Origin of the sequence: Stappia albiluteola (assembly GCF_014050225.1) — a bacterium.
Lineage (GTDB): Bacteria > Pseudomonadota > Alphaproteobacteria > Rhizobiales > Stappiaceae > Hongsoonwoonella > Hongsoonwoonella albiluteola.
Map to the genome: position 1 here is coordinate 103,280 of NZ_JACFXV010000066.1, position 26,550 is coordinate 129,829.

The 26,550-nt window shown below is 63.9% G+C and carries 24 protein-coding genes and 2 pseudogenes; 4 read left to right on the plus strand and 22 right to left on the minus strand.

Features of this window, described 5'->3' with window-relative positions:
- Nucleotides 1–717: 717 nt before the first annotated feature.
- Nucleotides 718–1,248, plus strand: coding sequence for a GcrA family cell cycle regulator (locus H2509_RS18965; protein WP_182168038.1), 531 nt, complete (start codon nucleotides 718–720; stop codon nucleotides 1,246–1,248).
- A gap of 81 nt (nucleotides 1,249–1,329) precedes the next feature.
- On the opposite strand, the gene phoB is transcribed toward H2509_RS18965, so the two are convergent.
- The 13 genes and pseudogenes from phoB to H2509_RS19025 all read right to left on the minus strand — a co-directional run bounded on the left by phoB (nucleotide 1,330) and on the right by H2509_RS19025 (nucleotide 14,404).
- Nucleotides 1,330–2,028, minus strand: a complete 699-nt coding sequence (phoB, locus tag H2509_RS18970; RefSeq protein WP_182168039.1) for a phosphate regulon transcriptional regulator PhoB — start codon at nucleotides 2,026–2,028, stop codon at nucleotides 1,330–1,332.
- 51 nt (nucleotides 2,029–2,079) lie between these two features.
- Nucleotides 2,080–2,790 (minus strand): phosphate signaling complex protein PhoU, encoded by a 711-nt coding sequence (phoU, locus tag H2509_RS18975; RefSeq protein WP_182168040.1) that lies wholly within the window; start codon nucleotides 2,788–2,790, stop codon nucleotides 2,080–2,082.
- A gap of 46 nt (nucleotides 2,791–2,836) precedes the next feature.
- Nucleotides 2,837–3,583, minus strand: a complete 747-nt coding sequence (gene pstB / locus H2509_RS18980) for a phosphate ABC transporter ATP-binding protein PstB (RefSeq protein ID WP_235975109.1) — start codon at nucleotides 3,581–3,583, stop codon at nucleotides 2,837–2,839.
- 108 nt (nucleotides 3,584–3,691) lie between these two features.
- Nucleotides 3,692–4,591, minus strand: a pseudogene (gene pstA / locus H2509_RS21205) (phosphate ABC transporter permease PstA); the annotation flags it as partial.
- A gap of 441 nt (nucleotides 4,592–5,032) precedes the next feature.
- Nucleotides 5,033–5,512: pseudogene (locus tag H2509_RS21210) on the minus strand (DUF3333 domain-containing protein); the annotation flags it as partial.
- Nucleotides 5,505–6,881: a phosphate ABC transporter permease subunit PstC gene (pstC, locus tag H2509_RS18990; protein ID WP_182168042.1), complete on the minus strand. Its 1,377-nt coding sequence runs from the start codon at nucleotides 6,879–6,881 to the stop codon at nucleotides 5,505–5,507. The gene pstC and the pseudogene H2509_RS21210, both read right to left, overlap by 8 nt.
- A 105-nt stretch (nucleotides 6,882–6,986) precedes the next feature.
- A complete protein-coding gene (locus H2509_RS18995) occupies nucleotides 6,987–8,006 on the minus strand; it encodes a PstS family phosphate ABC transporter substrate-binding protein (protein WP_328805128.1) in 1,020 nt (339 codons plus the stop codon).
- A gap of 160 nt (nucleotides 8,007–8,166) precedes the next feature.
- Nucleotides 8,167–9,507 (minus strand): ATP-binding protein, encoded by a 1,341-nt coding sequence (locus H2509_RS19000; protein WP_182168043.1) that lies wholly within the window; start codon nucleotides 9,505–9,507, stop codon nucleotides 8,167–8,169.
- Nucleotides 9,508–9,708: 201 nt separating this feature from the next.
- Nucleotides 9,709–10,191 carry an SRPBCC family protein gene (locus H2509_RS19005; protein ID WP_182168044.1) on the minus strand — a complete coding sequence of 161 codons (483 nt, stop codon included), beginning with the start codon at nucleotides 10,189–10,191 and terminating at the stop codon, nucleotides 9,709–9,711.
- Nucleotides 10,192–10,385: 194 nt separating this feature from the next.
- Nucleotides 10,386–11,441 (minus strand): ABC transporter ATP-binding protein, encoded by a 1,056-nt coding sequence (locus H2509_RS19010; RefSeq protein ID WP_182168045.1) that lies wholly within the window; start codon nucleotides 11,439–11,441, stop codon nucleotides 10,386–10,388.
- Complete coding sequence (locus H2509_RS19015; RefSeq protein WP_182168046.1) at nucleotides 11,441–12,223, minus strand: ABC transporter permease; 783 nt, start codon at nucleotides 12,221–12,223, stop codon at nucleotides 11,441–11,443. The genes H2509_RS19010 and H2509_RS19015 overlap by 1 nt, the downstream gene beginning before the upstream one ends.
- Complete coding sequence (locus H2509_RS19020; RefSeq protein ID WP_182168047.1) at nucleotides 12,220–13,089, minus strand: ABC transporter permease; 870 nt, start codon at nucleotides 13,087–13,089, stop codon at nucleotides 12,220–12,222. The genes H2509_RS19015 and H2509_RS19020 overlap by 4 nt, the downstream gene beginning before the upstream one ends.
- 202 nt (nucleotides 13,090–13,291) lie before the next feature.
- Nucleotides 13,292–14,404, minus strand: a complete 1,113-nt coding sequence (locus tag H2509_RS19025) for an ABC transporter substrate-binding protein (RefSeq protein ID WP_182168048.1) — start codon at nucleotides 14,402–14,404, stop codon at nucleotides 13,292–13,294.
- Between the two features lie 423 nt (nucleotides 14,405–14,827).
- On the opposite strand from H2509_RS19025, the gene H2509_RS21115 reads away from it, so the two are divergent.
- Complete coding sequence (locus H2509_RS21115; protein WP_268926078.1) at nucleotides 14,828–14,962, plus strand: hypothetical protein; 135 nt, start codon at nucleotides 14,828–14,830, stop codon at nucleotides 14,960–14,962.
- A 7-nt stretch (nucleotides 14,963–14,969) separates the two neighbouring features.
- Here H2509_RS21115 and H2509_RS19030 read toward each other — a convergent pair whose 3' ends face one another.
- The 7 genes from H2509_RS19030 to H2509_RS19060 form a co-directional block, all read right to left on the minus strand.
- Nucleotides 14,970–16,469 carry a 3-hydroxyacyl-CoA dehydrogenase gene (locus H2509_RS19030; RefSeq protein WP_182168049.1) on the minus strand — a complete coding sequence of 500 codons (1,500 nt, stop codon included), beginning with the start codon at nucleotides 16,467–16,469 and terminating at the stop codon, nucleotides 14,970–14,972.
- Nucleotides 16,470–16,507: 38 nt separating this feature from the next.
- A complete protein-coding gene (locus H2509_RS19035) occupies nucleotides 16,508–17,281 on the minus strand; it encodes an enoyl-CoA hydratase-related protein (RefSeq protein WP_209002066.1) in 774 nt (257 codons plus the stop codon).
- 117 nt (nucleotides 17,282–17,398) lie between these two features.
- A complete protein-coding gene (locus H2509_RS19040; RefSeq protein ID WP_182168050.1) occupies nucleotides 17,399–17,767 on the minus strand; it encodes a hypothetical protein in 369 nt (122 codons plus the stop codon).
- A 93-nt stretch (nucleotides 17,768–17,860) separates the two neighbouring features.
- Nucleotides 17,861–18,796, minus strand: a complete 936-nt coding sequence (locus H2509_RS19045) for a metal ABC transporter permease (protein ID WP_182168051.1) — start codon at nucleotides 18,794–18,796, stop codon at nucleotides 17,861–17,863.
- Nucleotides 18,796–20,031: a metal ABC transporter permease gene (locus H2509_RS19050; protein WP_182168052.1), complete on the minus strand. Its 1,236-nt coding sequence runs from the start codon at nucleotides 20,029–20,031 to the stop codon at nucleotides 18,796–18,798. The genes H2509_RS19045 and H2509_RS19050 overlap by 1 nt, the downstream gene beginning before the upstream one ends.
- Before the next feature lie 5 nt (nucleotides 20,032–20,036).
- Nucleotides 20,037–20,873, minus strand: coding sequence for a metal ABC transporter ATP-binding protein (locus H2509_RS19055; protein WP_182168053.1), 837 nt, complete (start codon nucleotides 20,871–20,873; stop codon nucleotides 20,037–20,039).
- Entirely contained in the window at nucleotides 20,870–21,841 is a 972-nt protein-coding gene (locus H2509_RS19060) for a metal ABC transporter solute-binding protein, Zn/Mn family (RefSeq protein ID WP_182168054.1), read from the minus strand. Before H2509_RS19060 ends, H2509_RS19055 begins: the two co-directional genes overlap by 4 nt.
- A 216-nt stretch (nucleotides 21,842–22,057) precedes the next feature.
- Between H2509_RS19060 and H2509_RS19065 the strand changes: the two genes are divergently transcribed.
- Entirely contained in the window at nucleotides 22,058–22,966 is a 909-nt protein-coding gene (locus H2509_RS19065; protein WP_182168055.1) for an MBL fold metallo-hydrolase, read from the plus strand.
- Between the two features lie 4 nt (nucleotides 22,967–22,970).
- Here the strand turns inward: H2509_RS19065 and H2509_RS19070 are convergent, their stop codons facing one another.
- Nucleotides 22,971–23,609, minus strand: coding sequence for a DNA-3-methyladenine glycosylase I (locus H2509_RS19070; RefSeq protein WP_182168056.1), 639 nt, complete (start codon nucleotides 23,607–23,609; stop codon nucleotides 22,971–22,973).
- 760 nt (nucleotides 23,610–24,369) lie between these two features.
- Entirely contained in the window at nucleotides 24,370–25,110 is a 741-nt protein-coding gene (locus tag H2509_RS19075) for a protein phosphatase CheZ (RefSeq protein WP_328805129.1), read from the minus strand.
- 498 nt (nucleotides 25,111–25,608) lie between these two features.
- Here H2509_RS19075 and H2509_RS19080 point away from each other — a divergent pair, with 498 nt between their 5' ends.
- The gene (locus H2509_RS19080) at nucleotides 25,609–26,352 is read left to right on the plus strand and encodes a DUF2927 domain-containing protein (protein WP_209002068.1); all 744 of its coding nucleotides are present in this window, start codon (nucleotides 25,609–25,611) and stop codon (nucleotides 26,350–26,352) included.
- Nucleotides 26,353–26,550 lie beyond the last annotated feature (198 nt).

The window sequence follows — 26,550 nt, forward strand, 5'->3', positions numbered from 1 at the left end:
GCCGGACGAACCGCAACGGTCCGGCCAGCCGGATGCCTGATAAAACGATGGGCCTCGCCTGCCCCAAGGTTATGAGCAGGCTGCCCGGTTGGGCTTCGGCTTTGCCGGGCCGCAAGGGCCGGCTATCGCCAATGAGTGTCAAGGCATTCAGGAGGCGTCGTTTTCCGCGTTTGCCCAAGGCGGCGGAAGGCCTCTTCCAGCTTCGACCGGCAGGCGGTAAAGCAATGCTTGACGCCTGCCAGAAACGACACGTGCCGCCCCGAAAGGCGGCACGGCATTTCAGGGCACTATATACACCGTCCGGGGGCTTCGCTGTCAACGCAAACCCAGCTTTTTCGCCGCGTGGCGTCATGCCCGCCGGCCGTGCGGCACGCGTCCGGCCGAAGCCACTGTCCAAGAGTCAGGAAAAGCCCGAATATTTAGTATTTTAGATAAATGCCCCAGTAATCGGCTCTGGAGGCATCGAATTACCATCTTTGCGCCACTTTCTGGGGAAAACCGGGTTGATCCCCAGCCTTGTGGCTTCCTCGCCTTGAAACGAAAACCCGCCATATTGTAGATTAATCCCTGTTAAATACGATATCTCGTATGGCAATCTCGCTGTACCCCTTCATCTAAGCCTCCAGTCCCTGGATTGAGGTGGCGGACACGCTGTCGCGTGCCGGCGGGGAGAGTTTGCCTGATCGTCGCGGTCGAAGAGAGACGGAGTGCTTGCGCATGACCTGGACCACCGAACGTGTCGACCTCTTGAAGAAGCTCTGGACCGACGGCCTGAGCGCGAGCCAGATTGCCGGAGAGCTGGGCGGCGTCACGCGCAACGCGGTGATCGGCAAGGTGCATCGGCTCGGCCTGTCGGGCCGCGCGAAGGCCCCGGCTCCCGTGCAGAAGGCGCGCAAGATCGCCAAGCCCGCGACCGGCGCCTCGGGTGGATCTTCCCTTCCGTCAAAGGGCGGGATGATGCCGCAGAGTCACGGCGCCACGGCGCTGAAGATGGAAAGCGCTCCCGCGCCGGCACCCGCTCCGCAGGAACGGCCGGTCGCCGAACTCGTTCCGCTGTCCCAGCGTGCGACGATCCTGACGCTCAACGAGCGCACCTGCAAATGGCCGATCGGCGATCCGACCTCGGACGACTTCTATTTCTGCGGACATTCCTCCGATCCGGGCGTGCCCTATTGCGCCTATCACTGCCGCATCGCCTATCAGCCGGCGACCGACCGCAGGCGGGACCGCAAGGCGGCAGCGGGCTGATCCAGGCTCTGCGCGCGCACAAAAAAGCCCCGGTCATTCGGCCGGGGCTTTCGTTTTGCCGCTGTCGGTTCCTGAAACTGTTCAGTCGACGGTCGCGAACTGATCGTTGAAGGCATAGCCCGCACCCCGCACGGTGCGGATCGGATCACGCGAGTTGCCGCGGTTGATCGCCTTCCTGAGCCTGCCGACGTGAACGTCAACCGTGCGCTCGTCGACATAGACGTCGTGACCCCAGACACCGTTCAGCAATTGCTCGCGCGAGAACACGCGGCCGGGCGATGTCATCAGGAATTCCAGCAGGCGGAATTCGGTCGGACCCAGATGGATTTCCCGGTTGTTGCGGCGGACGCGATGGGTCTCGCGGTCAAGCTCGATATCGCCGGAACGCAGCAGGGTGGAAACCACTTCCGGCTTCGAGCGGCGCAGGATCGCCCTCACCCGCGCCATCAGTTCGGGGATGGAAAAGGGCTTCACCACATAGTCGTCGGCGCCGGTCGAAAGCCCGCGGATACGCTCGGATTCCTCGCCGCGCGCCGTCAGCATGATGATCGGCATGCGCTCCGTTTCCGCGCGCCCGCGCAGGCGGCGACACAGCTCGATGCCGGAAATTCCCGGCAGCATCCAGTCGAGCAGAAGCAGGTCCGGCTGGTGCTCGCGCAGCCGCAGCTCCGCGTCGTCGCCCCGGTCGCACACCTCGACCGCGTAGCCTTCCGCCTCCAGATTGTAGCGCAAGAGAAGGCTCAGCGGCTCCTCGTCCTCGACGATCAGCACCTTCGGCATTCACTCAAACCCTTTGCATTTCATCTTAGGGCTTCGCGCCTTCAAGTGAAGTCAGGCGTTCTCGCCGTCGAGGAAGCCGGTTTCGTCGACCTTCGGCCGCTCGTCCTGCGGCTGCCGGCCGGTCACCATGTAGGTGACGTTTTCCGCGACATTGGTCGCATGGTCGCCGATCCGCTCGATATTCTTGGCGCAGAAGAGCAGATGCGCGCAGATCGAGATCTGGCGCGGATCCTCCATCATGTAGGTCAGCAATTCGCGGAAGATCGAGGTGTAGATCGCATCGACCTCGTCATCGTGGATGCGCACGTTTTCCGCCGCTTCCGCGTCACGCTCCGCATAGGCATCGAGCACGCTCTTCAGCTGTTGCAGCGCCAGTTCCGACATGTGCTCCACGCCGAGCGCGAAACGCTTCGGGCTCATGCCCCCGTCGATCGCCACGACGCGCTTGGCGATGTTCTTCGCCAGGTCGCCGACGCGCTCCAAATCGTTGGAGATGCGCATGGCGGCAACAATCTCGCGCAGGTCCTGGGCGACCGGCTGGCGGCGGGCGATGATCAGCACCGCCTGCTCCTCAAGCTCCGCCTGAAGCTGGTCGAGACGCTTGTCCGCCTGGATCGTCTTCTGCGCCAGCTCGCTGTCGAGCTTCACCAGCGAGGTGACCGAATTGGAGACCATGCTTTCGGCAATGCCGCCCATTTCGGCGACCTTGCTCGCAAGGCCCTTCAGTTCCTCGTCATAGGAGGTGACGGTGTGCTGAACCATTCCAGATCTCCCTCAAGCCGCTCTGGCTGCCTTCATCTTCACGATGTTAGCCGAAGCGGCCGGTAATGTAGTCCTGCGTCCGCTTGTCGCGGGGATTGGTGAAGATGTCCTGCGTCGGGCCTTCCTCGACCAGATTGCCGAGATGGAAGAAGGCGGTGCGCTGCGAGACGCGGGCGGCCTGCTGCATGGAGTGGGTGACGATGACGATCGTGTAATTCGCGCGCAGTTCGTCGATCAGTTCTTCCACCTTCGCGGTGGCGATCGGATCGAGTGCCGAGCAGGGCTCGTCCATCAGGATCACTTCCGGACTGACGGCGATGGCGCGGGCGATGCAGAGGCGCTGCTGCTGGCCGCCCGAAAGCCCGGTGCCCGGCGCGTCCAACCGGTCCTTCACTTCCTCGAACAGGCCCGCCTTCTGCAAGCTCGACGCCACGATGTCGTCAAGCTCCGCCTTGTTGCGGGCAAGCCCGTGGATGCGGGGACCATAGGCGACGTTCTCGTAGATCGACTTCGGGAAGGGATTGGGCTTCTGGAACACCATGCCGACGCGGGCGCGCAGCTCCACCACGTCGATGGACGGATCGTAGATATCCATGCCGTCGAGCGTCAGCCTGCCCTCGACCCGGCAGATGTCGATCGTGTCGTTCATCCGGTTGAGGCAGCGCAGGAAGGTCGACTTGCCGCAGCCGGACGGGCCGATCAGTGCGGTGACCATCCGCTCGCGCACGTCGAGATCGACGTCGAACAGCGCCTGTTTCTGGCCGTAGAAGACCTTGACCTTGTCGCCGCGCATCTTCACCGGGTCGCCGTCGACGGTCACCTCCGCCGCTGCCGGGGCCCTGGCGGCTGCCGCCGCCGCGCTCATCGTCGCATCCATAGTCATGCTCATACCCTTTGGATCTCACCAGCGCCGCTCGAAGCGTTTGCGCAGGACGATGGCGATCGCGTTCATCGCAATCAGGAAGCCGAGCAGCACCATGATGGCTGCCGACGTCTTCTGCTGGAAGGCGGGTTCGGGGAAATCCGCCCACATGTAGATCTGCACCGGCAGCACCGTCGCCGGATCGAGAGGCCCGCCCGGAATATCGACGATGAAAGCCACCATGCCGATCATCAAAAGCGGTGCCGTTTCGCCGAGCGCCTGTGCCATGCCGATGATCGTGCCGGTGAAGATGCCGGGCATGGCGAGCGGCAGCACATGGTGGAAGACCGTCTGCAGCCGCGACGCGCCGATGCCGAGCGCGGCCTCGCGGATCGACGGCGGCACCGCCTTCAGCGCGGCGCGCGCGGCGATGATGATCGTCGGCAGCGTCATCAGCGCCAGCACCATGCCGCCCACCACGGGAGCCGAACGCGGCAAGCCGAAAACGTTGAGGAAGACCGCAAGGCCGAGCAGGCCGAAGACGATGGAAGGCACCGCCGCGAGGTTGTTGATGTTCACCTCGATCAGATGCGTGATCCGGTTCTTCGGCGCGAACTCCTCCAGGTAGATCGCCGCAGCAACGCCTACGGGGAAGGACAGGAGCAGCGTCACCAGCATCGTGTAGAACGAGCCGACGACGGCGCCCCAAATACCGGCCATCTCCGGCTCGCGGCTGGCGCCGGAGGTGAAGAAGATCGTGTTGAGGCTGGTTTCGATCAGGCCCTTTTCGGCCAGGAAGTCCGTATAGGCGATCTCCTGGTCGGAGAACTTGCGCTCGGCCTCCGGCGTATCGATGCGCTTGATCGACCAGCCGCCCGCGCCCGCTTCCGCCTCCGAGGCGAGAGGCACGAAGGCCGTGCCCTCGATGGAGGTCGCGTCGACCTTTTCCACCTTCACCACGCCGCCGTTGATCTCCACGAGATAGGACGGCAGGTTGGTGGTCATCGTCTCCGGCTCGTTGACCGCATTGGCGCGCGCGGTCAGGCCGGCGGCTTCGCCCTTCAGGCTGTCGATCTGCGAGTTGACCGAAGCCAGCGCCGACCGGGCGCTCTCAAGCTCCCGCTCGATTGCGGGCCTTGCCGATGCATCGGCAGAGGCGGCGCGCTGCTCGAGCGCGGCGACCGAGGCTTCGAGCGAGCGGGCGCTGCGGCCCTTCGCCTCGATGTCTCTGGAAAGCGCGTTCGCCCGCGCCGCGAGATCGGCCTTCACTTCGGCGAGGATGGCCTGGAAGTCGCTGGAGGTCGACAGGATGCGCACGCTTCCTTCGGTGCCGACGGGAGACGCGGCTCCCTGCCCGTCCGTCGTCGCAGTGTCCGTGATCAGACCCTTGACGTAGAGATCCGCGAAATCCGACAGCGGCACCGGGCGAGCCTGCGATGTGCCGAGCATGTCGGAGGCGTCGAGCACCTCGTTGCGCAAAATGATGTTCGCGCCGCTGGAGACGAGGGAATAGAGAACCTTGCGGTTGCGGCGGTCGCCGGCGAAAGGCGCCTCCGCCTTCAACCCATCGCGGATGATGGCGTTGTAATCGGCGGCGCCGGGATCGTTCGGGTCGACCTTCTCCGCCGACAGGTCGATTGGCAGCGATACATAGCTGTGGGTGAAGGCAGGCAGGCCCTGCGACACGATGGTCGACAGCAGCAGCACCAGGAAGAGAGCAGCGGCGAGCACCGCGGCCAGGCCGTAATATTTGAACCTGGCCTCGGCGCTATAGCGCTTCGCCAGACGCCTGCGCGCTTCGGCGCTGGTGTGTAGGTCGCCGGAGGGGGCCGCGGCAACCTGATCGACGATCTCAGTCATACTGTTCCCTGTATTTCTGGACCACGCGCAGCGCGAAGATGTTGAGAAGCAGCGTCACGCAGAAGAGCAGCAGGCCGAGTGCGAAGGCGGCCAGCGTCTTGGCGCTGTCGAATTCCTGATCGCCGACCAGAAGGGTGACGATCTGCACGGTGACCGTCGTCACCGCTTCCAGCGGATTGACGGTGAGATTGGCGGCAAGGCCGGCGGCCATGACCACGATCATCGTCTCGCCGATTGCCCGGGAAATCGCCAGGATCAGCGCCGAGACGATCCCTGGCAGTGCCGCCGGCAGCACCACCTTGCGGATCGTCTCCGACCTGGTGGCGCCAAGCCCGGCCGACCCGTCGCGCAGCGACTGCGGCACGGCGTTGATCACGTCGTCCGACAGCGAGGAGACGAAGGGTATGATCATGATGCCCATCACCACGCCGGCGGCGAGCGCCGATTCCGACGAAACCGACAGGCCGAGCGACTCGCCAAAGCCCCTGAAGGCCGGCGCGACGGTCAGCGCGGCGAAGAAGCCGTAGACCACCGTGGGAATGCCGGCGAGGATCTCCAGCACCGGCTTTGCGACGGCGCGTACCGGCCCGGACGCGTAGTCGGAGAGATAGATCGCGGCGAAGAGGCCTACGGGAGCCGCTACCAGGATCGCGATCAGCGTGATCAGCATGGTGCCGGCAAGCAGCGGTATCGCGCCGAAGGTGCCTTCGGAGCCGACCTGATCAGCGCGAATGGCCGTTTGCGGGCTCCACTCAAGTCCGAAGACGAAGGAAAAGAAGTTCACCTTCTCGAAGAACCTGAGCGATTCAAAGATGAGCGACAGGACAATGCCGATTGTCGTGAGGATCGCAACCACCGAGCAGACGATCAGCACGGCCATGACCGTGCGCTCGACCACGTGGCGGGCGCGCATGCGCGGCGAAATCCGCTTCGCGCCAAATGCAAATCCCGCGATGGCGAGGATCGCCATCGACGCCCAGAGTGCCTGCGTGCTCAGTTCGTCATAGGCGCGGTAGAGCGAGGCAGCTTGCTCTTTCGCGGCATCCGTGAAACCGACAATGCCGCCGAAGGCAATGGCGCGCGCGTCGCGAATGAAGGCCTGAAGTTCGGGCTTGCCAAGACCGGAGACGGCGTCCGCGCTTTTCGCGATCACCATGCTGTCTATCACCTTCGGGGCGGCGATCGTCCACACGACCAGCAGCAGGAAGGCCGGCAGCACCGTCACGATGGCAAGATAGGCGCCGTGGAAGGAAGGCAGCGAATGCAGGGCGGCAACATCGCCGTGGACCACCTGCCCCGCCCTGATGCGGCCGAAGACGAAAGCCGCGACAAGCACGACCGCGAGAATGAGAAGGCTGGTCCAGAACATGTCTCTTGCCGATCAGGTCGCGTTGCAATTCCGCCCGGACGGGAAAGCGCCGGAGCGGCGGTCGAACGGCCGGCCCGTATCCCGGGCCGGCCGTCCTGTCAACGATCAGAGGCTGAGGGGCGCCAGCGTCTTTGCGCCATTCGCGACAGCTTCGCGCTCATCGGCCGGCAGCGGGATCAGGCCCTTGTCGGCGAGGTAGCCTTCCTCACCAAACGCGCCTTCGCTGACGTATTCGGCGATGAATTCCTCCATCCCCGGAATGACGCCGATGTGCTCCTTCTTGCCGTAGATATACAGCGAGCGGGAAACCGGGTAGGCGCCGTCGGCGATGTTTTCGAAGGTCGGCTCAATGTCGCCGATTTTCGAGCCCTGCAGCTTGTCGGCGTTCTGGTCGAGGAACGAGAAACCGAAGATGCCAAGGGCTTTCGGATTGGCTTCCAGCTTCTGGACGATCAGATTGTCGTTTTCACCGGCTTCGATGAAAGCTCCATCCTCGCGGATTTCGTGGCACTTCTTGCCTTCCAGGCCGAGCTCCTTGGCACCGGCGATCTCGCCGCAGCCGCCTTCCATGGCCAACTCGACGAACGCGTCGCGCGTGCCGGAGGTCGGCGGGGGACCGAGAACCTCGATCTTTTCGGCCGGCAGGGACGGATCGATGTCCGACCAGGTCTTGTAGGGGTTGGCGACGAGCTTGCCATCGACCGGAACTTCCTTGGCCAGTGCCAGGAAAAGCTGGCCAAGGCTCAGTTCGTACTGCTGATGCCCCTTGGAGTTGGCGACCACGATACCGTCGAAGCCGACCTTGATCTCGACCGGGGTCACGCCATTGGCGTTGCAGGTCTCAAGCTCCGACTTCTTCATGCGGCGCGAGGCATTGGTGAAGTCGGCCGTCCGCTCGCCCACGCCCTCGCAGAAGAGCTTCATGCCGCCACCCGTGCCGGTGGATTCAACGACCGGGGTCTTGAAGGACGACTTCTGGCCGAACTGCTCGGCGACGGCCGTCGTGAAGGGGAAAACCGTCGAGGAGCCGACGATCTGGATCTGGTCGCGCGCGGCGGCGGCACCGGCAACCATGGAGCTAGCAGCGGCAAGCGCCAGCGCGCTCACGAGAGTCTTGATCTTCACCTGACCTCTCCCTTTGGGTCTGCAGGATTTTCAGTGTCCGTTCCGAACTTCTGACCGAGCGGAACTGGGCGGACCCTAGCGGCCTCAGGTGAGACTTCTATGACAGTTGATTATCACTTTTGTGACAGTTCAAGTATTTGATATTAAACAATAATTTTCTCTAGACATTTGCCAGTTCCCGTACGACTGCGGGGATTCTGACATAAAAGCAGGCGCCCTCGCCCACCGTGCTCTCGATATCCAGCCTGGCGCGATGCCTGGTCAGGATATGCTTGACGATGGCAAGGCCCAGCCCCGTGCCCTTCATTTCCCGGCTCGTCGCCACGTCGACGCGGTAGAATCGCTCCGTCAGGCGCGGCAGATGGGCCGCTTCTATCCCTGGCCCGTAGTCCTTGACCTTGACGGCCCACCAGGGTGCATTCTGCGGCCCGATCTCGGAATAGACTGAAATATCTATATATTTTCCGGATGCACCGTATTTCAGCGCGTTCTCGACGATGTTCTGGAACACCTCCGCCATCTCGTCGCGGTCGCCGAGGATCGTCAATGGCTTCTGCGGCAGGTCCGTCCGGATCTCGACGTCGAGCTTGGCGGCAAGCGGTTCGAGCGCCTGCACCGTGTCGCGGATCACCGATCCGAGGTCGATCTCCGCCTGCGGGCGCACATGCGCCCTCAGTTCGATTCGCGACAGGGACAGCAGGTCGTCGATCAACCGTCGCATACGGCCGGCCTGTTCCAGCATGATCCCCAGAAAGCGCTCGCGTGCGTCCTTGTCCTCGCGCGCCGGGCCCTGCAGGGTTTCGATAAAACCGGTAAGCGAGGCAAGCGGCGTGCGCAGCTCATGGCTGGCATTCGCCACGAAATCGGCCCGCATCCGCTCAAGCCGCCGCTGCTCCGTGAGATCGCGCACGGCAACGAGAATGAAGCCGTCCGCCCGGCGCGCGCCTTTCTCGCGCCCGTCCTCGACCGTCTGAACGGGGCCGATATGCGCTTCAAGCCAGCGTTCGGTCGGAACCTTCTCGCTCCATTCGATCCGTTCCGTTCCGCCGTCGGCGATCACCCGGTCGAGCGCTTCCAGCAAGGCCGGCGGCCGCAGGCGAAAGGAAATCGGGTCGCCCGGCCGCACCTTGCCGAACCGTTCGCGCGCAGCCCGGTTCGCGTAGCGGGTGATGCCGCGCCGATCGACGATGAAGCAGGGATCGGGCAGCGCGTCGACCACCATCTTCATGCCGGTATCCGGCCAGAGCGCAGCCCCCGCCGCGCCCTGCGCAGCATGTCTTGCCCGGATCGCCGGGCGTCGCGCCGACAGCATGACGGCGACGAGAACGGCAACAATGGCGACAGCAGCCGCAAGGATCGATACATGGCCGGACACGACGCCAAGGGCGGCAAGCACGATCGCCATCGCGATGACCCAACGGGCCGCATAAATCTTCTCGCGGTGGTCGAAGCCCTCCGAGTCGGCCGGGCCCGGGGAAGTCGCGGTCGTATCGTCGCTCATGATGCCCGTTGCGTCGGATCGTGCATGAAGATATCCGGCGGTGCTCCCGCCATGGATGCGAAAATAGCATATCCGCCATGACGTTCGCGCGACAAACCCGGGTTCCGGGAGTGACGATTCGCTTAGCGGGCTAAAAAATGCGACCTGATATCAGCCATTGGCGCTGCTTGCCATTCTTCGTTGCAGGAGGCCTTTTCGCCTTCAGCGCCGCGCAAGCGCCTCCGCCTTCTTGCGGAAGGCTTCGAGGCAGCGGGGCCAGCCTTCTTCCGATGCCATGGCCTCCCGATAGGCTTCGCCATTGACGCCATGGCGCAGGAACTCTGAATGCGTCAGTTCCATCGACGACCCCTCGCGCAGCTCGCGAAAGACCACCATCACCCGGCTCGCCGCCGCCGGGTCGGCGATGATTTCGCGGTCCGGTCCGATCTGCCAGGCAAGACGGATATAGAGCGGCCGTTCAATCGACAGCACGGTGCCCCAGACGATCCGCTGACCCGTTGTCGTCTGTTCGTAGCAGGCCCCGCCAAGCTGCGGCTCGATGCCGATCTCCTGCAGGGTGTCGCCGGAAAACGCATAGTCCTTCGGCCACCAGTTGCCGAAGCCGTCGACGAACAGATCGAAGGCCGCCTCCCGCGAGCACGGCAGGGAGAGGGTAAAGCTGCAGCCTTGGTCAGGTGCCGACATGATCCTTCTCTCGCGGTATCGGGTTCCCGCACGGCCTCGCCGATACATCGGCGGGACCTTGCCATATCGGATAGTAGCGCGAAGAAATCGTCAGAGCATATGCCATTCAGATCAAAACGGTCTGAATGGGGAGACTACGGGCCCCGCATTGCTCCAGCATGACGGGCAAGACGGATCTCCACGCGCGACGCCGTTCAGTCGCCGAGAACGAGGATGTCGGACGGAGCGATGGAAAGCGTCAGCTCCGAGCCGGTCACCGGCAGTTCGGCACCCGCCCGGTTGAATGCGTCGAGCGAGATGGACGCCTCGCCCACATCGACTTTCAGACGGATCACCGCGCCAAGGAACTGCACTTCCGAAATCCGGCCCCTGACCGGGATTTCCCCCTCGCCCTTGCCCATGTGAAGGGCCTGCGGCCTGAAGGCGAGCGCGACCGACGCTCCCTTCGGGTGGGAAAGCTTGCGTTCCAGCGCGAGCGACTGCCCCGCCACTTCGACCACGCCGCGTTCCGGGTCAGCCACCGTGGCCTCGATCTGGTTCAAGGTGCCGACAAAGTTGGCGACGAAACGGGTGGCCGGATGGTTGTAGATCTCCACCGGCGTTCCGATCTGGTCGGCAATGCCGCGATGCATGACCACGATCCGGTCCGACATCGACAGCGCTTCTTCCTGATCGTGCGTCACGTAGACGGTGGTGATGCCGAGCTTCTGCTGGATGGCCCGGATTTCGGAGCGCAGCGACACGCGGATCTGCGCGTCGAGCGCCGACAGCGGCTCGTCGAGAAGCAATACCTGGGGAGCCGGCGCCAGCGCCCGTGCCAGGGCCACGCGCTGCTGCTGCCCGCCCGAAAGCTGGAAAGGATAGCGCTCGCCCAGATCGGGCAGGCCGATCATCGTCAGCATTTCCTTCAGCCGGGTATCGATGGTCGCCTTGTCGCGGCCCGCCACCTTCAGGCCGAAGGTCACGTTCTGCGCCACGGTGAGGTTCGGAAACAGCGCATAGGACTGGAACACCATGCCGATATTGCGCTGGTTCGGCTTGACGTTGACCACGTCCTTGCCGCCGATGCGGATCGAGCCTGCCGTCGGCGTCTCGAAGCCCGCCACCATGCGCAGGGTCGTCGTCTTGCCGCAGCCGGACGGTCCGAGAAAGGAGATGAACTCGCCCTGTTCCACATTCAGGTTGAAGTCCCGCACGACGCGGAGATCGCCGAAGGTCTTTTGCAGGTTTTCGATTTCGAGAAAGGCCATCAGCGTTTCACCTGGGTGTATCTGGAAAAGCGGGAGACAAGGCCGATCAGGCCCATGCAGGCCCAGGTGATGCCGAAGGCGATCACCGCAAGCGCCGCCGGCTCGTAGGCCCGGTTCGCGCCAAGGATCTGCATGTAAGGGCCGAAGGCCGGCCGGTCGAGAAGGGCTGCGATGGTGAACTCGCCGATCACGATGGCGAAGGTCAGGAAGGCGCCGGAAAGCACCGAGGCCAGCACGTTCGGCAGGATGACGCGGGCAAGGATCGTCACCCAACCGGCGCCGAGGCTCATCGCGGCCTCCGTCAGCGTGGCGATGTCGATCGTCCGAAGCCCGGTATCGATCGAGCGGTACATGTAGGGCAGCGACAGCATCGCATAGCCGAACATCAGCAGGATGTTCGTCCCCATCACCGAGCCGGTCAGCGGCAGCCACGACGACGTGTTGTAGAGGCGGATATAGCCGAAGACCACGACGATGGCTGGGATGACCAGCGGCAGCAGCGTAATGAATTCCACGTAGGGCCGCGCCTCCGGCATCTTCAGGCGCACCCAGTAGGCCGTCGGCACCACCAGCAGGATCCCGAAGATGATCGTGGCGAGCGCCATCACCACCGAATAGGCGAATGTCGCCTGGAACTGCGGATCGGCGAGGACGGCTGCATAGGCATCGAAGGAATAGACGCCGCGCCGCATCGACAGCGAGAACTCGGTCATGCCGATCAGCGGCAGCATGAAATAGACGACGCCGAAAATCAGCGCGCCCCAGGCCCAGACCTTGCTCATTTCAACCACCTCTCGGACCGGGCTCGGAGCCTTATGTAGATCGCGTTGGCAATGCCGGTGATGACGATCATCCCGAAGGCGAGCGCATAGCCGAGATGCGGATTGCCGAGCACGTCGCCCCTGATCTGGGCATAGAGCAGGATCGGCGCGATGTTGAGCGACGGGCCGGTCAGCGCGATCGCCGTCGCCACGGCGCCGAAGGCATTGGCGAAAAGCAGCGCCAGGGTGCCGAGCAGCGAGGGAAACAGGATCGGCAGGCCGACCATGATCCAGTATTGCCGACCGCTGGCGCCGAGGATTGCGGCGGCTTCGCGCCATTCCTTCTTCAATCCGTCGAGCGCCGGCGTGATGATGAGGATCATCAGGGGGATCTGGAAGAACAGGTAGGTGATGACGAGGCCCGGCGTCGACAGCAGGTTCCAGCCCATCGCGCGCAGATTGATGCCGAGTTCGGACTTGAGCTGCAGCGTGATCAGGCCGGCTGGCCCGATCGTCGCGATGAAGGCGAAAGCCAGCGGCACGCCGGCGAAATTCGATGCCACGCCGGAAAAGGTCAGCAGGGGCTCGCGGATCCGCTTCGGCAGCCCGCCGATGGTGATGGCGGCGGCCATCGCAAAGCCGATCAGGCAGCCAAGCAGCGCCGAGGCGAAGCTTACCTTGATGGAAACCCAGTAGGCACTGCGGATCGAAGGCGTGTTGAGGTCCAGGATATTCTGGAAGGTGAACCCGCCCTGCGGCGTCTGGAACGCCCCGATGACGATGTAGAGCGTGGGAAGGATCAGGAAGAGCACCGAAAAGACGGCGAATGGCAGAAGGCCGAGCCATCTGAGTTCAAGCCGCCGCGCGGCCTCGGTCTGTCCTGGCATGCAGTCTCGTCCCCCTTGGCGAGCGTATTTCCAAGCCGATCCTTTAGAACAGATTCGCTCCGTTCAAGTCACGTTGGCAGGAAGCAAAGGAAAGCGCCGCGAATTATCCGTGGACGGCGGCAGCCCGGACAGTGCCGGACGCCGTCCCGATACGAAATCGGCCCCGGATTGTTGTCCGGGGCCGTTCCGATCTTGACAGGGCTTACTGGACGTTCGCGCCGACGACGCTGTCCCAGCCGCCGACCACGACTTCCTTGTTTTCATTCACCTGGTCGATGGTCGGGAAGGCCGCTTTCGCATAGTTCTCCGCCGGCGGCAGGGCGTCGACGACCTCCTGCGGGACGACGCCGCGCGCGGCAAGGTCGTTGAAGCGGATCGGGTGGCAATAGCCCTTCAGCCAGCCGATCTGTCCTTCGTCGGAATAGAGATACTCCATCCACAGCTTCGCCGCATTCGGATGCGGGGCGTAGGCGCTGATCGCCTGCACATAGACGCCGGCAAGCACCGCGTCGGAAGGCACCACGACCTCGACCGGCGGGTTGCCGTTCAGCGTATCGCGGGCCGAAAGCGCATTATAGTCCCACTGGATGACGATCGGCGTGGTGCCCTGGGCGAGCGTACCGGCCTTGCCGATGACAGGCACGAAGTTGCCGGCTTTGTTGAGCTCGGCGAAGTACTTCAGGCCTTCTTCGGCCGCCGCCTTGCCGGGCTCGGCGCCGCGCGCCATGCCGGCGGCCATCACGGCCAGGATCGCCTGGTTGGACGCACGCGGGTCACCCGCCAGCGCCACCATGCCCGCGTATTCGGGCTTCAGCAGGTCGGCGAAGGAGGTCGGGACGTTGTCGACGAGATCCGTGTTTACCAGGAAGGACATCACGCCGTAATAGTCGCCGTACCAGTGGCCGGCCGCATCCTTGGCGTCGTCGGGGATCGAATCCCAGGTCGATACCTTGTAGGGCTGGACCAGTCCCTCGGCCTGCGCCGCGGGACCGAAGGCGAGACCGACGTCGAGCACATCCGGCGCCTGCGGGCCCTTGTTGTCCTTGTTCGCGCGAACCGCTTCGAGTTCGTCGGCCGAGCCCGCATCAGGGTTCAGCTCATTGACGGAAATTCCCGGATACTTGGCCTTGAAGCCTTCGATCACGGCGCCGTATCCGCACCAGTCATGCGGCAGGGCGATGGTGGTGAGCATTCCTTCGGCCTTGGCCGCAGCCTCCAGCTCGCTCAGCGACTGGGCCTGCGCGCCCGTTGCGAGGCCCGAGGCGAGAATGGCGGCCACGCTCACAACGTGAAGGAGCTTGGTCTTGCTGGTCATGTCGACTCCCTTAGTTCGAATATGCCCTTTCGGGCTGACGTCCGAAATTCGAATACCTCAGGGATCCCTGTAGCCCAGACCTGCCCGCCCAAAGCGACCAGGTCGACCCGCCTCCAGGATCCGCGCTCCCCGCCCGACCCTTGCCGGTCGCGGCAGCGGAACGTGAGGTCTTCAACACGAACCTTTCCCCATCTGGTTTTCATTCGTGAGGCGAACGGCAGGATGGCCCCGCCCCTTCTGCCGCGACATGTCCGTCGCCACAGCAAAGGCATGACCAAGGTTTCGGCAGGAAAGAAAACACCGGCATTGGAACGAACACAGCCACTGCAGATCGCCCAACACCTTCTCCCCCTGTCGCCCAACCGGCTCTTACGCCCGGAACACTACGGTTCTGTGACGCATCCCTCACTTTAGGATGTTATCATGTTGGAAAAGACACACAATCGTTTGAAAACACCTCATTATGCCTTTTTAGGCAAGGATGAGATCGACACGGCGCGCCCCTCCTGCCTCTCGGAAAGCGGCAAGACCGACGGCACTGCATCCCTTTCACGATAGTGGAGGCTTAGCCGGCGCACAATGACATGTGCAGGTCCGCCCGGCGGCGCAGCCAGGGGCTTGGCCGGTAGCGCGGATCGCCGCCGAGCGCATAAATTCCGTCGAGGATTTCCAGCACAACGTCAGGACCGATCTCGTCGCCCCAGGCAAGCGGCCCTTTCGGATAACCAAGGCCGAGCGTTACCGCCAGATCTATATCCCCGGGCGTTGCGATACCGGCCTGGGCGATGTCGCAGGCGATATTGACGATGGTCGCGACCACTCGCTGCGCGACGAAGCCGGTCGAATCGGCAATCACCGTTACCTTGTTGCCATCTGCGGAAAGCGCCGCCGCCGCCCGCTCGGCAATCGCCTTGCCGGTTGCCGGCGTCGTCATCAAGGTGCGACGGCCCGAGAGCGGAAACAGCGTATCGACGGCGACGACGCGGCTGGCGTCGAGCCCTTCGGCGGTTGCGGCCGCAGTCGCATCGGCACCGACCGGCGTCACCAGGATGACCGCTTCCGGGGAAGGTTCCGCCCCGCTTTCCACACTCACGCCGGCCGCGATCAAGGCTTCGTGCAAGACAGCCGCGCGTTCGGGCCGGGCATTGCTGATCCAGACCGAGCCCGCATCGACGGCCGCATGGCCGCGCTCCTCGGGCTCGACCTTCGTGCCGCCGGAATAGGAATAGAAGCCCTCGCCCGTCTTTCGCCCGAGCAGCCCGGCTGCAAGCCGCTGATCGATCAGCGGCGAGGGGCGAAACCGTGGCTCGTGATAGAACTGGCTGTAGACCTGCTGCATCACCGGGCCGGAAACATCGAGCCCGGTGAGGTCCAGCAATTCGAAAGGCCCCATCCGGAAGCCCGCCGCCTCCCTTAGGATCCGATCGATCTCGGCGGGCGCGGCGACCTGCTCACGCAATAGCTGCAGGGCCTCGGTGACGAAGCCGCGGCCGGCGTGATTGACGAGGAAGCCCGGCGAATCCGTTGCCGTGACCGCCATATGTCCGGCCTCGCGTGCGAGTGCGCCAAGCCGTTCGGCCACCTCGGGAGCGGTGCGCGCGCCCGGGATCACCTCCACCACCTTCATCAGAGGCACAGGATTGAAGAAATGATAGCCCGCCACCCGCTCCGGATTGGAGCAGGATGCGGCGATCTCCGTCACCGACAGCGAGCTGGTATTTGTGGCGAGGATCGCATCGGCGCGAACGATCTCCTCAAGGGCGCTGAACAGATCCTGCTTGACCTTCAGGTTCTCGACGATGGCCTCGATGACCAGATCGCAGCCGGAGAAATCGGCGAGGTTGCGAGCCGTCGATATCCGGCCTGCTGCGGCTTCCGCTTCCGCCGAGGTCATCCGCCCCTTTTCGGCGGCGCGGGAGAACATACCGTCGACGAATTCCTTTGCCTCGGAGGCAGCACCCGTCCGCGCATCGTGCAGGATCACCGAATTGCCGCTTGCCGCGAAGATCTGCGCGATGCCGCGGCCCATGGTTCCGGTGCCGACGATGCCGATGGTAAGTGCCATCTGGTTTTCCTTCCCGGTTGTGCCGCCCGCGGCCTCGGTCATTCGCCTTTGAAATCGGGTTTCCGCTTTTCCTTGAAGGCCTTCATTCCTTCCTTCTGGTCGGCGGTGTCGAAGAGCATGTGATAGGACTTGCGCTCCAGCGCGATCGCCGACTGCAGCGGCAGGTCGGCGCCAAGCAGCACCGTCTCCTTGATATGCTCCAGCGCGAAGGGTGGAAGCCTGGCAATCTTTCCCGCCATTTTCAGGGCAGTCGCCAGAACCTCCCCGTCCTCGGCAAGTTCGGAGACGAGGCCCCAGTCGGCGGCCTTCTCCGCATCGATGATGTCGCCCGTCATCAGCAGGCGGAAGGCACGATACTTGCCGACGGCGCGCACAAGGCGCTGCGTGCCGCCCGCCCCAGGCATGATGCCGAGTTTCACCTCCGGCAGGCCGAAGCTTGCCCCCTTGCCGGCAACGATGATGTCGGCATGGAGCGCCAGTTCGCAGCCGCCGCCCAGTGCATAGCCGTTGACGGCGGCAATCAGCGGCTTCGGGAAATCCGCCACATCCTGCCAGAGCTTGTGGAAGGCGAGCCGGTGCATGCCCATCGGCGTCTCGTCCGCGACCACAGTAATGTCGGCGCCGGCGGCGAAAGCCGTCGCGTCACCGGTTACGACGGCAACGCGAGTCGATCCATCGTTCGCGGCCGACCGCAGCGTTTCGGAAAGCGCGACCCTCAGTTCGGTATTGAGCGCGTTGCGGGCTTGCGGACGGTTCAGGCGCAAGAGCAGGACGCCCTCTTCCGGCCGTTCCTCGATCAGGCAATCCGCCATCGACTGGCACCTCCCGCGCATATGAGCGATCGCCATCAAGTGCAGGAGGCGGCGCGGTCCTGTCAAGGAAACTGTTTCGTCTGTGACAGTTGAAGCTTGAAATAAACGGGCGCCAATTCAGGTCCGCGTCACGGACAGGATGTCGACCTCGCGCGGGTCAAGCCCGGTGCGGTCGGCGCAATGGAGCACGGCCAGCGCTTCCGCGCATTCCGCGTCCCTTGCCTTCAGTTTGTAGATTTCCGGCTCGCCGCCTTCGGAGCGCACCGTTACCTCGAAAGCATGCACATGTCCGCCGGAGTGATCGCTGCTTTCGTCCGGCTCCAGCTTCAGCACCTCAACCCCTGACGGATCCCAGCCGAATTCGAAACCGGCGATGAACCGCGCATGGTCCGGCGCCTCGTGCACGCTCATGGCCTGGACGGGAAGCATGCGCACCTCGCCATTGCTGCGAACCGTTGCCCGGTATTTCAGCCAGATTTCCGACATCGGCTGCCTCCGTCTGTTGCAAGGTCGAATAACGTGACGATGGGTCACTATCGACCATGGGACGACAGAGGTCCAGTCACGGCAGCCTTTCCCTCACACCCGCTGCAGCCGGCGTCTCGCCAACACGCCGTAGCGGGGCGCAAGCAGCATGGCGACGGTCTGGAACAGCCCGGCGACCACCGCGATCATGCCGGCGGCGGAAACACTCATGTCGACGCCCAGCAGCTGCGGGCCGAGCGCCGCCGCGAAATAACCGAGGATGCCACTCGCCACCGCAACGCCGGCCGAGATCCAAAGCTGCGTGCCCAACCGGTCGGTCATCAGCCGCGCGGTCGCCGCCGGGCAGATGAACATGGCGATCACGAGGATCGACCCCACCGCATCGAAGGCCGCAACCGCCGCGACCGCCACCATGACGATAAGCAGGGTGCCGACAAGGCGCGACGAAATGCCGAGCGTATCGGCGAAGAGCGGGTCGAAGCTGACGAGTTTCAGTTCCTTGTAGAGGAGCGCGACGAAGGCGACGATCGCGAGATTGACCACCGCGAGCCTTGTCACCGAGACCGGCAGGTCGGCCAGGATTTCCGGCCGCAGCAGGTCGCCGAAGCCGGTCGCCTCCAGCCACACCGCGCTTTCCAGATTGCCGTAGAGCGCGTGTTCGACGTCGAGATGGACGCCGCCTGCTCCCGACTGCTCCAGCAGCAGCACGCCGGCGGCGAACATCGACGTGAAGACGACGCCCATCGCCGCGCCCGGCTCGACGCGGCCAAGCCGGCGGATCAGTTCGATCAGGCCGACGGAGATGAGTGCCGCAACGCCCGCGCCCAGCATCATCGGCAGCGAGTCGACCGTGCCCGTCACCAGAAAGCCGAGCACGATACCCGGCAGCACCACGTGGCTGATCGCGTCTCCCATCAGGCTTTGCCGGCGCAACACCAGGAAATTGCCGAGCAATCCGCAGCCGAGTGCGGCAAGGCTGCCGAGCAGGATGGACGGGAAATCGAATTGCAGGAAGGTGATCGCGTCCATCAGGCCGTTGCTCCCCTGGCCGGTTCGGCCTTCAGGCCGAGGCGTGCTTCGAGATCGGCGACCATGTCGCGCGGCAGCACCTCGTCGATCGGCCGCAGGGACCAGTCCGCCAGCGCATGGGCCTCGTCGGGACAATCTTCGCGCCACAGGTTCCACAACGCCTGGTCGCGGGCGATCCGCCGCGCCGCCGACCAGCCGCTTTCCGTCGGACGCAGGTCGCCGGTCACATAACCCCGCCGCTTCATCAGCCGCCGCGTGATCGGCTCCAGGATCGGTTCGTCATGGGCAAGGGCCAGCAGCCCCTGCCGGACGTGAACGATGCGCTGGAACCGGCGGTGCCGGATGAAAGCGGACAGGATGCCGCGGACCGGGGACAGCGCCAGGGACAGCAGGAAAAGGGCAAAAAGGATCAGGACGATCAGCGCCCCCGTCGGCAGGTCCGGCGCGCTGGCCGAAAGGCAGGCGCCGAGATAGCTGCCGAAGGCGCCGATTGCCGCTGAGATCGGCACGAAGCGGCCGACGCGCTCGGTCCAGAAGCGGGCGGCGACCGGCGGAATGATCGTCAGCGCGATCACCAGTACCAGCCCCACCGTCTTCAGTCCGATGACGACGACAGCAAGCAGCAGCACCAGAAGCGTCAGATCCAGCCGGTTGCGATTCAGGCCCGTGCTGGCGGCAAAGCCCTCGTCGAAACACAGCAGCGTCAGTTCCTTGAAGAAAGCCAGCACGGCCAGCGCCACGACGCCGGCGGCAACCGCGATGGTCATCGCCTCGGAGGCGAGCATGCCGGAAGTGGAGCCGAGCAGGAAGCCGCTCAGGCCCGCCTGTCCGGACACGCTCAGCGACTGCAGCACGGTCAAAAGCACCATGCCGAGCGCGAAGAAGGTGGAAAGCACCGTGCCGATGGCCGTGTCCTCGGTCAGCCTCGTGTTGGCCTTGATCCAGTTGACGGCGAGCATGCCGAGCCCCGCCGTGAAGGCAGCGCCGACGAGCAGCAGCGGCAGGGAGCGGCCGTCGCCGAAGATGGCGAGACCGAAGAGGAAACCGAGCACCACGCCCGGCAGGGTGGCATGGCTCATGGCATCGGAGACAAGCGAGCGCTTGCGCAAAAGCACGAAGGCGCCGATCGCCCCGCCGCCGGCGCCAAGCAGGGCCGAGCCAACTGCGACCACCGCCGTATTGTAGCCGGCGGAGAGCAGGAAGGCGGAAAGGAAAGCCTCGAACCAGGGGGGCACGGCCGCTAGCCCCTCACCTTGGCCGCTTCGCCGAGCGCGGCAAGCTGGGTCGCCGCAAGCCGACCGCCATAGGTCTTCTGCAGGTTCTCCGCCGTGAACGTCTCGGTGACCGGGCCCGATGCGACGGTTCCGGCGTTCAGGAACAGCACGTGCGAGAAATAGAGCGGCACGGTCTCAAGATCGTGATGGACGACCAGCACCGTCTTGCCCTCCGCAAGCAGCTTGCGCAGCACGTCGACGATCGCCCGCTCGGTCGCCGCATCCACGCCGGCGAAGGGCTCGTCCATCAGATAGACGCGCGCATCCTGCGCAAGCGCTCGGGCCAGGAACACGCGCTGCTGCTGACCGCCGGAAAGCTGGCCGATCTGCCTGTCGGAGAAAGCCTCCATTCCCACCAGTTCGAGCATTGCCCGTGCCCGCTCGCGATCCTTGCGGCCGGGCCAGCGGAACCAGCCGATTTGCCGATACAGGCCCATCGTCACCACATCGAGCGCGGTTGCCGGAAAATCCCAGTCCACCGACGAGCGCTGTGGCACATAGGCGACGTCGCCGCGCGCTGCTTCCATCGGCTTGCCATAGACGCTGATCTCACCCGAAAGGCGCGGGATGAGGCTGAGCGACGCCTTGAGAAAGGTGGACTTGCCCGCCCCGTTCGGGCCAACGATCGCCGTCAGTTCGCCTTCGGGCGCCGAAAAGCTCGCGTTCCACAGCACCGGTTTGCGGTCATAGGCAACAGTCAGGCCGGCCACCGCGAGGGGCGATCCGGGGTCGAGCACGTCCCGCCGCCCGGCTTCCGCGAGAGCGATTTTGGTCGCGCCGCCCGATACGTGGTCGATCTTCATAGTCCGGCTCCCAGCTTGTCCTGCATGCCCCGTTCCGGAGCATCGCCGCCGAGCGCGCGGGCGATCCGCGTCGTGTTGTGGTCGAGCATGCCGATATAGGTGCCCTCGTAGGTGCCGGGCTTGCCCATGGCATCGGAATAGAGCAAGCCGCCAATCTCCACCTGGTGGCCGCGCGCCGCCGCACCTTCGACAAGCGCCCGCACGTTGCGTTCGGATACGGAGGATTCCACGAAGACGGCCTTCACGTCGCGCTCCACGATGAGATCGACCAGTTCCTCCACCCGCTGCAGGCCGGCCTCGCTCTGGGTGGAAATGCCCTGCACGCCCAGCACCTCGATGTCGTAATCGCGGCCGAGATACCCGAAGGCATCATGCGCCGTGATCAGGATGCGCTGGTTTGCTGGAATGCTTGCGATCACTTTGCGTGCATAAGCGTCAAGAGCGTCCATCTCCGCCAGGTAGGCATTGGTGTTTTCCTCGAACACGGCCCGTCCCTCCGGGTCGAGTTCGCCCAGCGCATCGCGAATGCCAAGGGCAACCTTTCGCCACAGCCGCGGGCTCATCCACACATGCGGATCGTAACGGTCGTTGTAGGTTTCGCTCGCCCGGCGCTCGTCGACCTCGATCACTTCGCCGACGAAATAGACCGGCTTTTTCTCCTTGAACTTCAGCAGGAGTTCCTCGAGCTGCGCTTCCAGATAGAGCCCGTTGGCGAGGATCGCGTCGGCGCGGCCCATCTTCACCACGTCCGAGCGCGTCTGCCAGTAGGAATGGGGATCGACACCCTCGCCGATCAGGTTGACGATCTCGACTCGCTCACCGCCAATCCGTTCCGCCACGTCGGCGATCATGCCGACCGTCGTGACGATGTTGAGCTTTTCCGCGGCCATCGCCGACCGGCCCGCACTCAGCGCGACCACGCCCAGGCTCAGGATCGCCAGCAGAATTGTCCGTCGCAGGATTGGCATAAAACCCCCATCCTTCTTGTCGAGAGAGCCGGCAGCAGCAGCCGGTTGGCGCAACGGCGCCCCTTTTGTCCTTCTACTGCATCTAAAGTAATTGCGAATGGTTTGCAATAGCAATAGCAAAAATGGGTGAGACGCCCGGCAATGCGGATTTGCAATTGCCGTACGCTTTGCCGTATCTGACGCTGAACCGCAGGTTTCCGGGCATCGAGGACATCAATGGCTGATCTGGTCCATGACCGCGAATTCGACCCGGGCTACGGCAGGGCCGAACGCCTTTCGGATGCGGTGCGCCGCCTGACGGCCGAAAACCCCGGCCCTTTCACTTTCCACGGCACCAACAGCTATATCGTCGGGCGCTCGGAAGTCGCGATCATCGATCCGGGGCCGGCGGACGAGACGCATATCGCCCGCCTGCTGGCGGAAATCGGTCAGGCGCCCGTCGCCGCCATCCTCGTCAGCCACACCCACCGCGACCATTCGCCGGGCGCGCGCCTGCTCAAGGCGCTCACCGGTGCGCCGATCCATGGCTGCGGTCCTCACCGCGCCGCAAGGCCGCTGCTGGACGGCGAAATCAACCCGATGGATGCGAGCTCCGACCAGGAGCACGAACCGGATTTCATTCTCGGCGACGCAGACCGGCTGACGGTCGACGGACTGGTGATCGAGACGGTGGCAACCCCCGGCCACACCGCCAACCACCTCGCCTTCGCCCTGGACGAGGGGCGCGTGCTGTTCTCCGCCGATCACGTCATGGCCTGGTCGACGACGGTGGTCGCTCCGCCCGACGGGTCGATGACCGCCTATATGGCCTCGCTGGAAAAACTGCGGGCGCGCGACGACACCATCTACTATCCCGGCCATGGCGGCCCGGTGCGCGAGCCGCAGCGCTACCTGCGCGGCCTGAAAGCGCACCGCCATCAGCGCGAGGCGGCGATCCTCAGGCGTCTTGCCACGGGCGACCGCCATATCCCGGACATGGTCGAGGCGATCTATGCCGGCATCGACCGCAGGCTTTTCGGTGCAGCCTCCCTCTCGGTGCTGGCGCAACTGGAGGCGCTGGTGGAGGAAGGCAAGGTCGTAACCGACGGCGCCGTCACGCTAGACGCCGAGTACCGCCTGGCCTGACCGCTCAAGCAGGCCGCCGGAATTCCTTGCGGGCGGCTTCCGCCTCCTCGCGAACGCAGCAGCCCTCCAGGTGATCGTTGACGAGGCCCATCGCCTGCATGAAGGCATAGACCGTGGTCGGGCCGACAAAGCTCCAGCCGCGCTTCTTCAGGTCCCTGGACAGCGCAGTCGACGTGGCGCTTTTCGTCATCGCCCTGAGGCTTGCCAGATCCATCCGCTCCGGCCGCTCAGACGCGGGGGGCTCGAAACTCCAGAAATAGGCGGCGAGCGAGCCCTTCTCGGCAGCCAGGTCGCACGCCCTTTGCGCATTGTTGATGGTGGAGGCGATCTTGCCGCGATGGCGAACGATGCCGGCATCGCCAAGCAGCCGTTCGATGTCCTTCTCGCCGAAGGAAGCCACCTTCTCGAAATCGAAACCGGCGAAGGCGGCGCGGAAATTCTCCCGCTTCCGCAGGATCGTCAGCCAGGACAGACCCGACTGGAAGCCTTCAAGACAGATCTTCTCGAACAGGCGGATGTCGCTTCCGACGGGACGGCCCCATTCCCGGTCGTGGTAGATCTGGTAGTCGGGCAGGTTGTCGTGCCAGAAGCAGCGCGCCTTGCCATCCTCGCCGACCAGAAGACCGTCCACATGCCCGTTCATTCATCGTCTCCCGTCGCTGTCCAATACGCTTCGCCAGCCCGGCCCCGGCGTTTTGTTTCGCATTTGTTCTAGTTTCCGCACTTCCGGATGACAAGCGCGAAGGATAGGAATGCGCAGAAATTATCGGCCGTGCGCACCGCGTCTCGACCTCATCTTCGCCGGGCCCGATCCAAGAATGACCCGGTGATCCGTGGGAGGCGGCGAAAAGCGGAAAGGCCGCATGGATGCCCGGGTCAGGTGCGGGCAAGACGAGGCGGGAGGTTAGGTCATGGACTCATAAATCTGGTGGTAATGGTATGAGCCGATTTGGTTGGATACGAGGAGCAAGAGCGCTGGAAACCCATGAGGTTTTCAAGCTCTTGCGACAAAGTAGCCGGCCAAATCGGCCATATCCTTCGGACACCGAAACGGCTGCAATCTATCGCGTCGAAGAGCTTGGCCGGGTGACCAACCCGCCCTGCGCCCTTCTCATTGCAACTTTTTGCCGTTTCAGGTGCCATTTCCATCAGATTTATGAGTCCATGACCTGGGGCAAAGAGGCCGCTACAAACTCTGTCATGCCCACGAAGGTGGGCATCCAGTCATCGCCGGCGCCGGCGATTTACGCTCTGAATCGGGTGGTTACTGGATCCCCGCCTGCGCGGGGAAGACACCTGAGTTTGTGGCAAGCAACTGCCCAATCCTCAGCCGTCATGCCGGACAAGGGAATCGCATCAGATCGCCGAACCGGTTCCAGAAATCAGCGCGGGCATGCCCGCTCTTACGCGAAAAGCGCGTCGATGTCGTCCTGCGTGGCCACGCCTTCATCGCTGACCAGCGACGGGCCGTTGAGCAGCGCCGCATCGCCTTGCGCCTGCGGCCGAGCCTCCGGCTCGATCCCCTTGAAGCTCTCGATACCGCCCCAGATATCCATCATGTGGATGATGCGGTCCTCAATGAAACGCAGCGTGCCCACCACCTTGGTGATGCGCTGGCCGGTCAGGTCCTGGAAATTGCAGTTCTCGAAAATACTGATCACCCGCTCCTGAATGTCGCGGGCAAGTTCGCTGTCCTGACCTTTGAGCCTGGCGCTCAGCGTATTGGCCGTCTCGTCGATGAATTCGGCGGCCGCGAGGATGTTTTCCGTCGCGCCTTCGGTGCCGAGGATCACCGCGTCAAGCTCGTTGGCGACACGGCCCATCTCGTTGCTGTCGGGGCCGGCGGTGTGATGCAGCGTGGCGATTTCCTTCTTGGTCTGGTTGATCGCCTCGTAGATCGCGTCGAGCTCGGCCTTGAGCTTTACCGCCTCGCCCATTTCCGCCTTGAACTTGGCCAGCAGATGATCGCCGACTTCCTCCGCCGGACGGATCATCTGCTTGATCTCGGCCATTTCCGACAGGAGCTCCCTGTGGCGCTCCGCCTCCCCGATATCGGAATGCCCGTCCGGATTGCCGCGCGTCGACAACAGCGCTTCCGCGCGAAAGGCTCTCCTGATTGCCGTCATTTCGAACGTCTTCTCCACCTGCCCGCCGACCTGTTCCTGGAAGCGAGGGAAAGCGCGGCCTTGTTCCTGCCTGAACGCGCGTCGGCAGGATATGCCCTGCACCGCCGCGCGCCGCCGTTCTCTCGCGCCGGGTTTGCCTCGCCCCTCCGCATCCTCGCAACGCCGATTGCCCGGGCGTGCGGCAGCGGATCGGGTGGCGTGGCAGAAGCCCGTCCCGGTCGTCGGCCTTTTATAGCGGAGGAGGTTTAAGGAATTATTTTCGCGCAATGAATTGCGATTACCGCAAGGTAAGTAAGCGGCCGGCAGGCCACTCCCCCAATGCTTTCGCGCAACAGTCACAAGATTGCGTTTCCGCATTCTTTGACAATGCCGGAAGTTGCGTCCAATTATCGACGCATGAGCCTTCCATTGGGGCGGGATCGCTGGGAAAAGCCGGATCATGCGTGTATCGTCCGGCCGCCAGGTTGACCCTGGCCGGCACAGCCGGGACGATCTCTCCATTCGGGACATTCCAAAGTGCGGTTGCAGTTCAAGAATATACGCCTGTACGGACTGACCTTTCTCGTCGCTCTCCTCTTTCTGGCCGTGCCGGGGATCCCGACCCATGCGGGGCCCTATACGTTCTCCACCGAGGAACTGAGCGACGGTTTCATGAAGACCGTTTTCGGGCTGGAATACCGCACCTGGAGCTGGCAGCCCTATCTGGTCAAGAAATACGTCACGCCTGTGCGTTTCTACATTCACAATGAGGCACGCAAGAACCGCAGGCCGGTGATCCAGTCTTTCCTCAATTCGCTTGAGGGAAACATCCGCGGTCTTTCCGTGAGCATGGCGGCCAGGCCGGAAGACGCCAATTTCCATATCTATGTCGTCGACCGCGACCAGTACCGGGACGTGGTGCGCAACAACATCTACGCCAACTCGCACGCGGACGCGCCGGGCCGCTGCCTGGTGCGCGTGGTGTCCGACAGCCGCGGCATATCCCGCTCCTCCGCGGTGATCGTGTCGGACGAGGGGGACTTCCTTTTCCGCCGCTGCCTGATCGAGGAGGTGCTGCAAGGGCTCGGCCCGATGAACGACGACGAAAGCCTTGCGCATTCCGTCTTCAACGACCGCTCCCGCCACAGCCGCTTCACCACGTTCGACCGGTTCATCCTCAACATGCTCTATCACCCGTCGATCAAGCCGGGCATGTCGCCGCAGCAGGTCAAGCCGCTGCTGCCGGGCGTGGTGCGCGAGGTGCGCGGCAGCATCCGTTAGCCTTCCGTAAACCAATTCCTTCAACCGCATGCTAACCATGCATGCAGATTTTGCCGTAACCTTACCGCACCGTTCACCTTTCCAACGCGCAAGCCCCTTAACCTGTTGCCTGAACCTGCTGCCGGCAAGCGCTGTCATCGCCTGCCGCGCGGCTTTTCGGCCGGGGGCCCCGCTCGCGTTTTCGGACGCAGGGTCCTC

What these genes read in the sequence shown, in the direction of transcription:
- H2509_RS18965 (WP_182168038.1), top strand. Translation starts at nt 718, where the DNA reads ATGACCTGGACCACCGAACGTGTCGACCTCTTGAAGAAGCTCTGGACC.
- phoB (WP_182168039.1), bottom strand. Translation starts at nt 2,028, where the DNA reads ATGCCGAAGGTGCTGATCGTCGAGGACGAGGAGCCGCTGAGCCTTCTC.
- phoU (WP_182168040.1), bottom strand. Translation starts at nt 2,790, where the DNA reads ATGGTTCAGCACACCGTCACCTCCTATGACGAGGAACTGAAGGGCCTT.
- pstB (WP_235975109.1), bottom strand. Translation starts at nt 3,583, where the DNA reads ATGCGCGGCGACAAGGTCAAGGTCTTCTACGGCCAGAAACAGGCGCTG.
- pstC (WP_182168042.1), bottom strand. Translation starts at nt 6,881, where the DNA reads ATGTTCTGGACCAGCCTTCTCATTCTCGCGGTCGTGCTTGTCGCGGCT.
- H2509_RS19000 (WP_182168043.1), bottom strand. Translation starts at nt 9,507, where the DNA reads ATGAGCGACGATACGACCGCGACTTCCCCGGGCCCGGCCGACTCGGAG.
- H2509_RS19005 (WP_182168044.1), bottom strand. Translation starts at nt 10,191, where the DNA reads ATGTCGGCACCTGACCAAGGCTGCAGCTTTACCCTCTCCCTGCCGTGC.
- H2509_RS19010 (WP_182168045.1), bottom strand. Translation starts at nt 11,441, where the DNA reads ATGGCCTTTCTCGAAATCGAAAACCTGCAAAAGACCTTCGGCGATCTC.
- H2509_RS19015 (WP_182168046.1), bottom strand. Translation starts at nt 12,223, where the DNA reads ATGAGCAAGGTCTGGGCCTGGGGCGCGCTGATTTTCGGCGTCGTCTAT.
- H2509_RS19020 (WP_182168047.1), bottom strand. Translation starts at nt 13,089, where the DNA reads ATGCCAGGACAGACCGAGGCCGCGCGGCGGCTTGAACTCAGATGGCTC.
- H2509_RS19025 (WP_182168048.1), bottom strand. Translation starts at nt 14,404, where the DNA reads ATGACCAGCAAGACCAAGCTCCTTCACGTTGTGAGCGTGGCCGCCATT.
- H2509_RS21115 (WP_268926078.1), top strand. Translation starts at nt 14,828, where the DNA reads ATGTTGGAAAAGACACACAATCGTTTGAAAACACCTCATTATGCCTTT.
- H2509_RS19030 (WP_182168049.1), bottom strand. Translation starts at nt 16,469, where the DNA reads ATGGCACTTACCATCGGCATCGTCGGCACCGGAACCATGGGCCGCGGC.
- H2509_RS19035 (WP_209002066.1), bottom strand. Translation starts at nt 17,281, where the DNA reads ATGGCGGATTGCCTGATCGAGGAACGGCCGGAAGAGGGCGTCCTGCTC.
- H2509_RS19040 (WP_182168050.1), bottom strand. Translation starts at nt 17,767, where the DNA reads ATGTCGGAAATCTGGCTGAAATACCGGGCAACGGTTCGCAGCAATGGC.
- H2509_RS19045 (WP_182168051.1), bottom strand. Translation starts at nt 18,796, where the DNA reads ATGGACGCGATCACCTTCCTGCAATTCGATTTCCCGTCCATCCTGCTC.
- H2509_RS19055 (WP_182168053.1), bottom strand. Translation starts at nt 20,873, where the DNA reads ATGAAGATCGACCACGTATCGGGCGGCGCGACCAAAATCGCTCTCGCG.
- H2509_RS19060 (WP_182168054.1), bottom strand. Translation starts at nt 21,841, where the DNA reads ATGCCAATCCTGCGACGGACAATTCTGCTGGCGATCCTGAGCCTGGGC.
- H2509_RS19065 (WP_182168055.1), top strand. Translation starts at nt 22,058, where the DNA reads ATGGCTGATCTGGTCCATGACCGCGAATTCGACCCGGGCTACGGCAGG.
- H2509_RS19070 (WP_182168056.1), bottom strand. Translation starts at nt 23,609, where the DNA reads ATGAACGGGCATGTGGACGGTCTTCTGGTCGGCGAGGATGGCAAGGCG.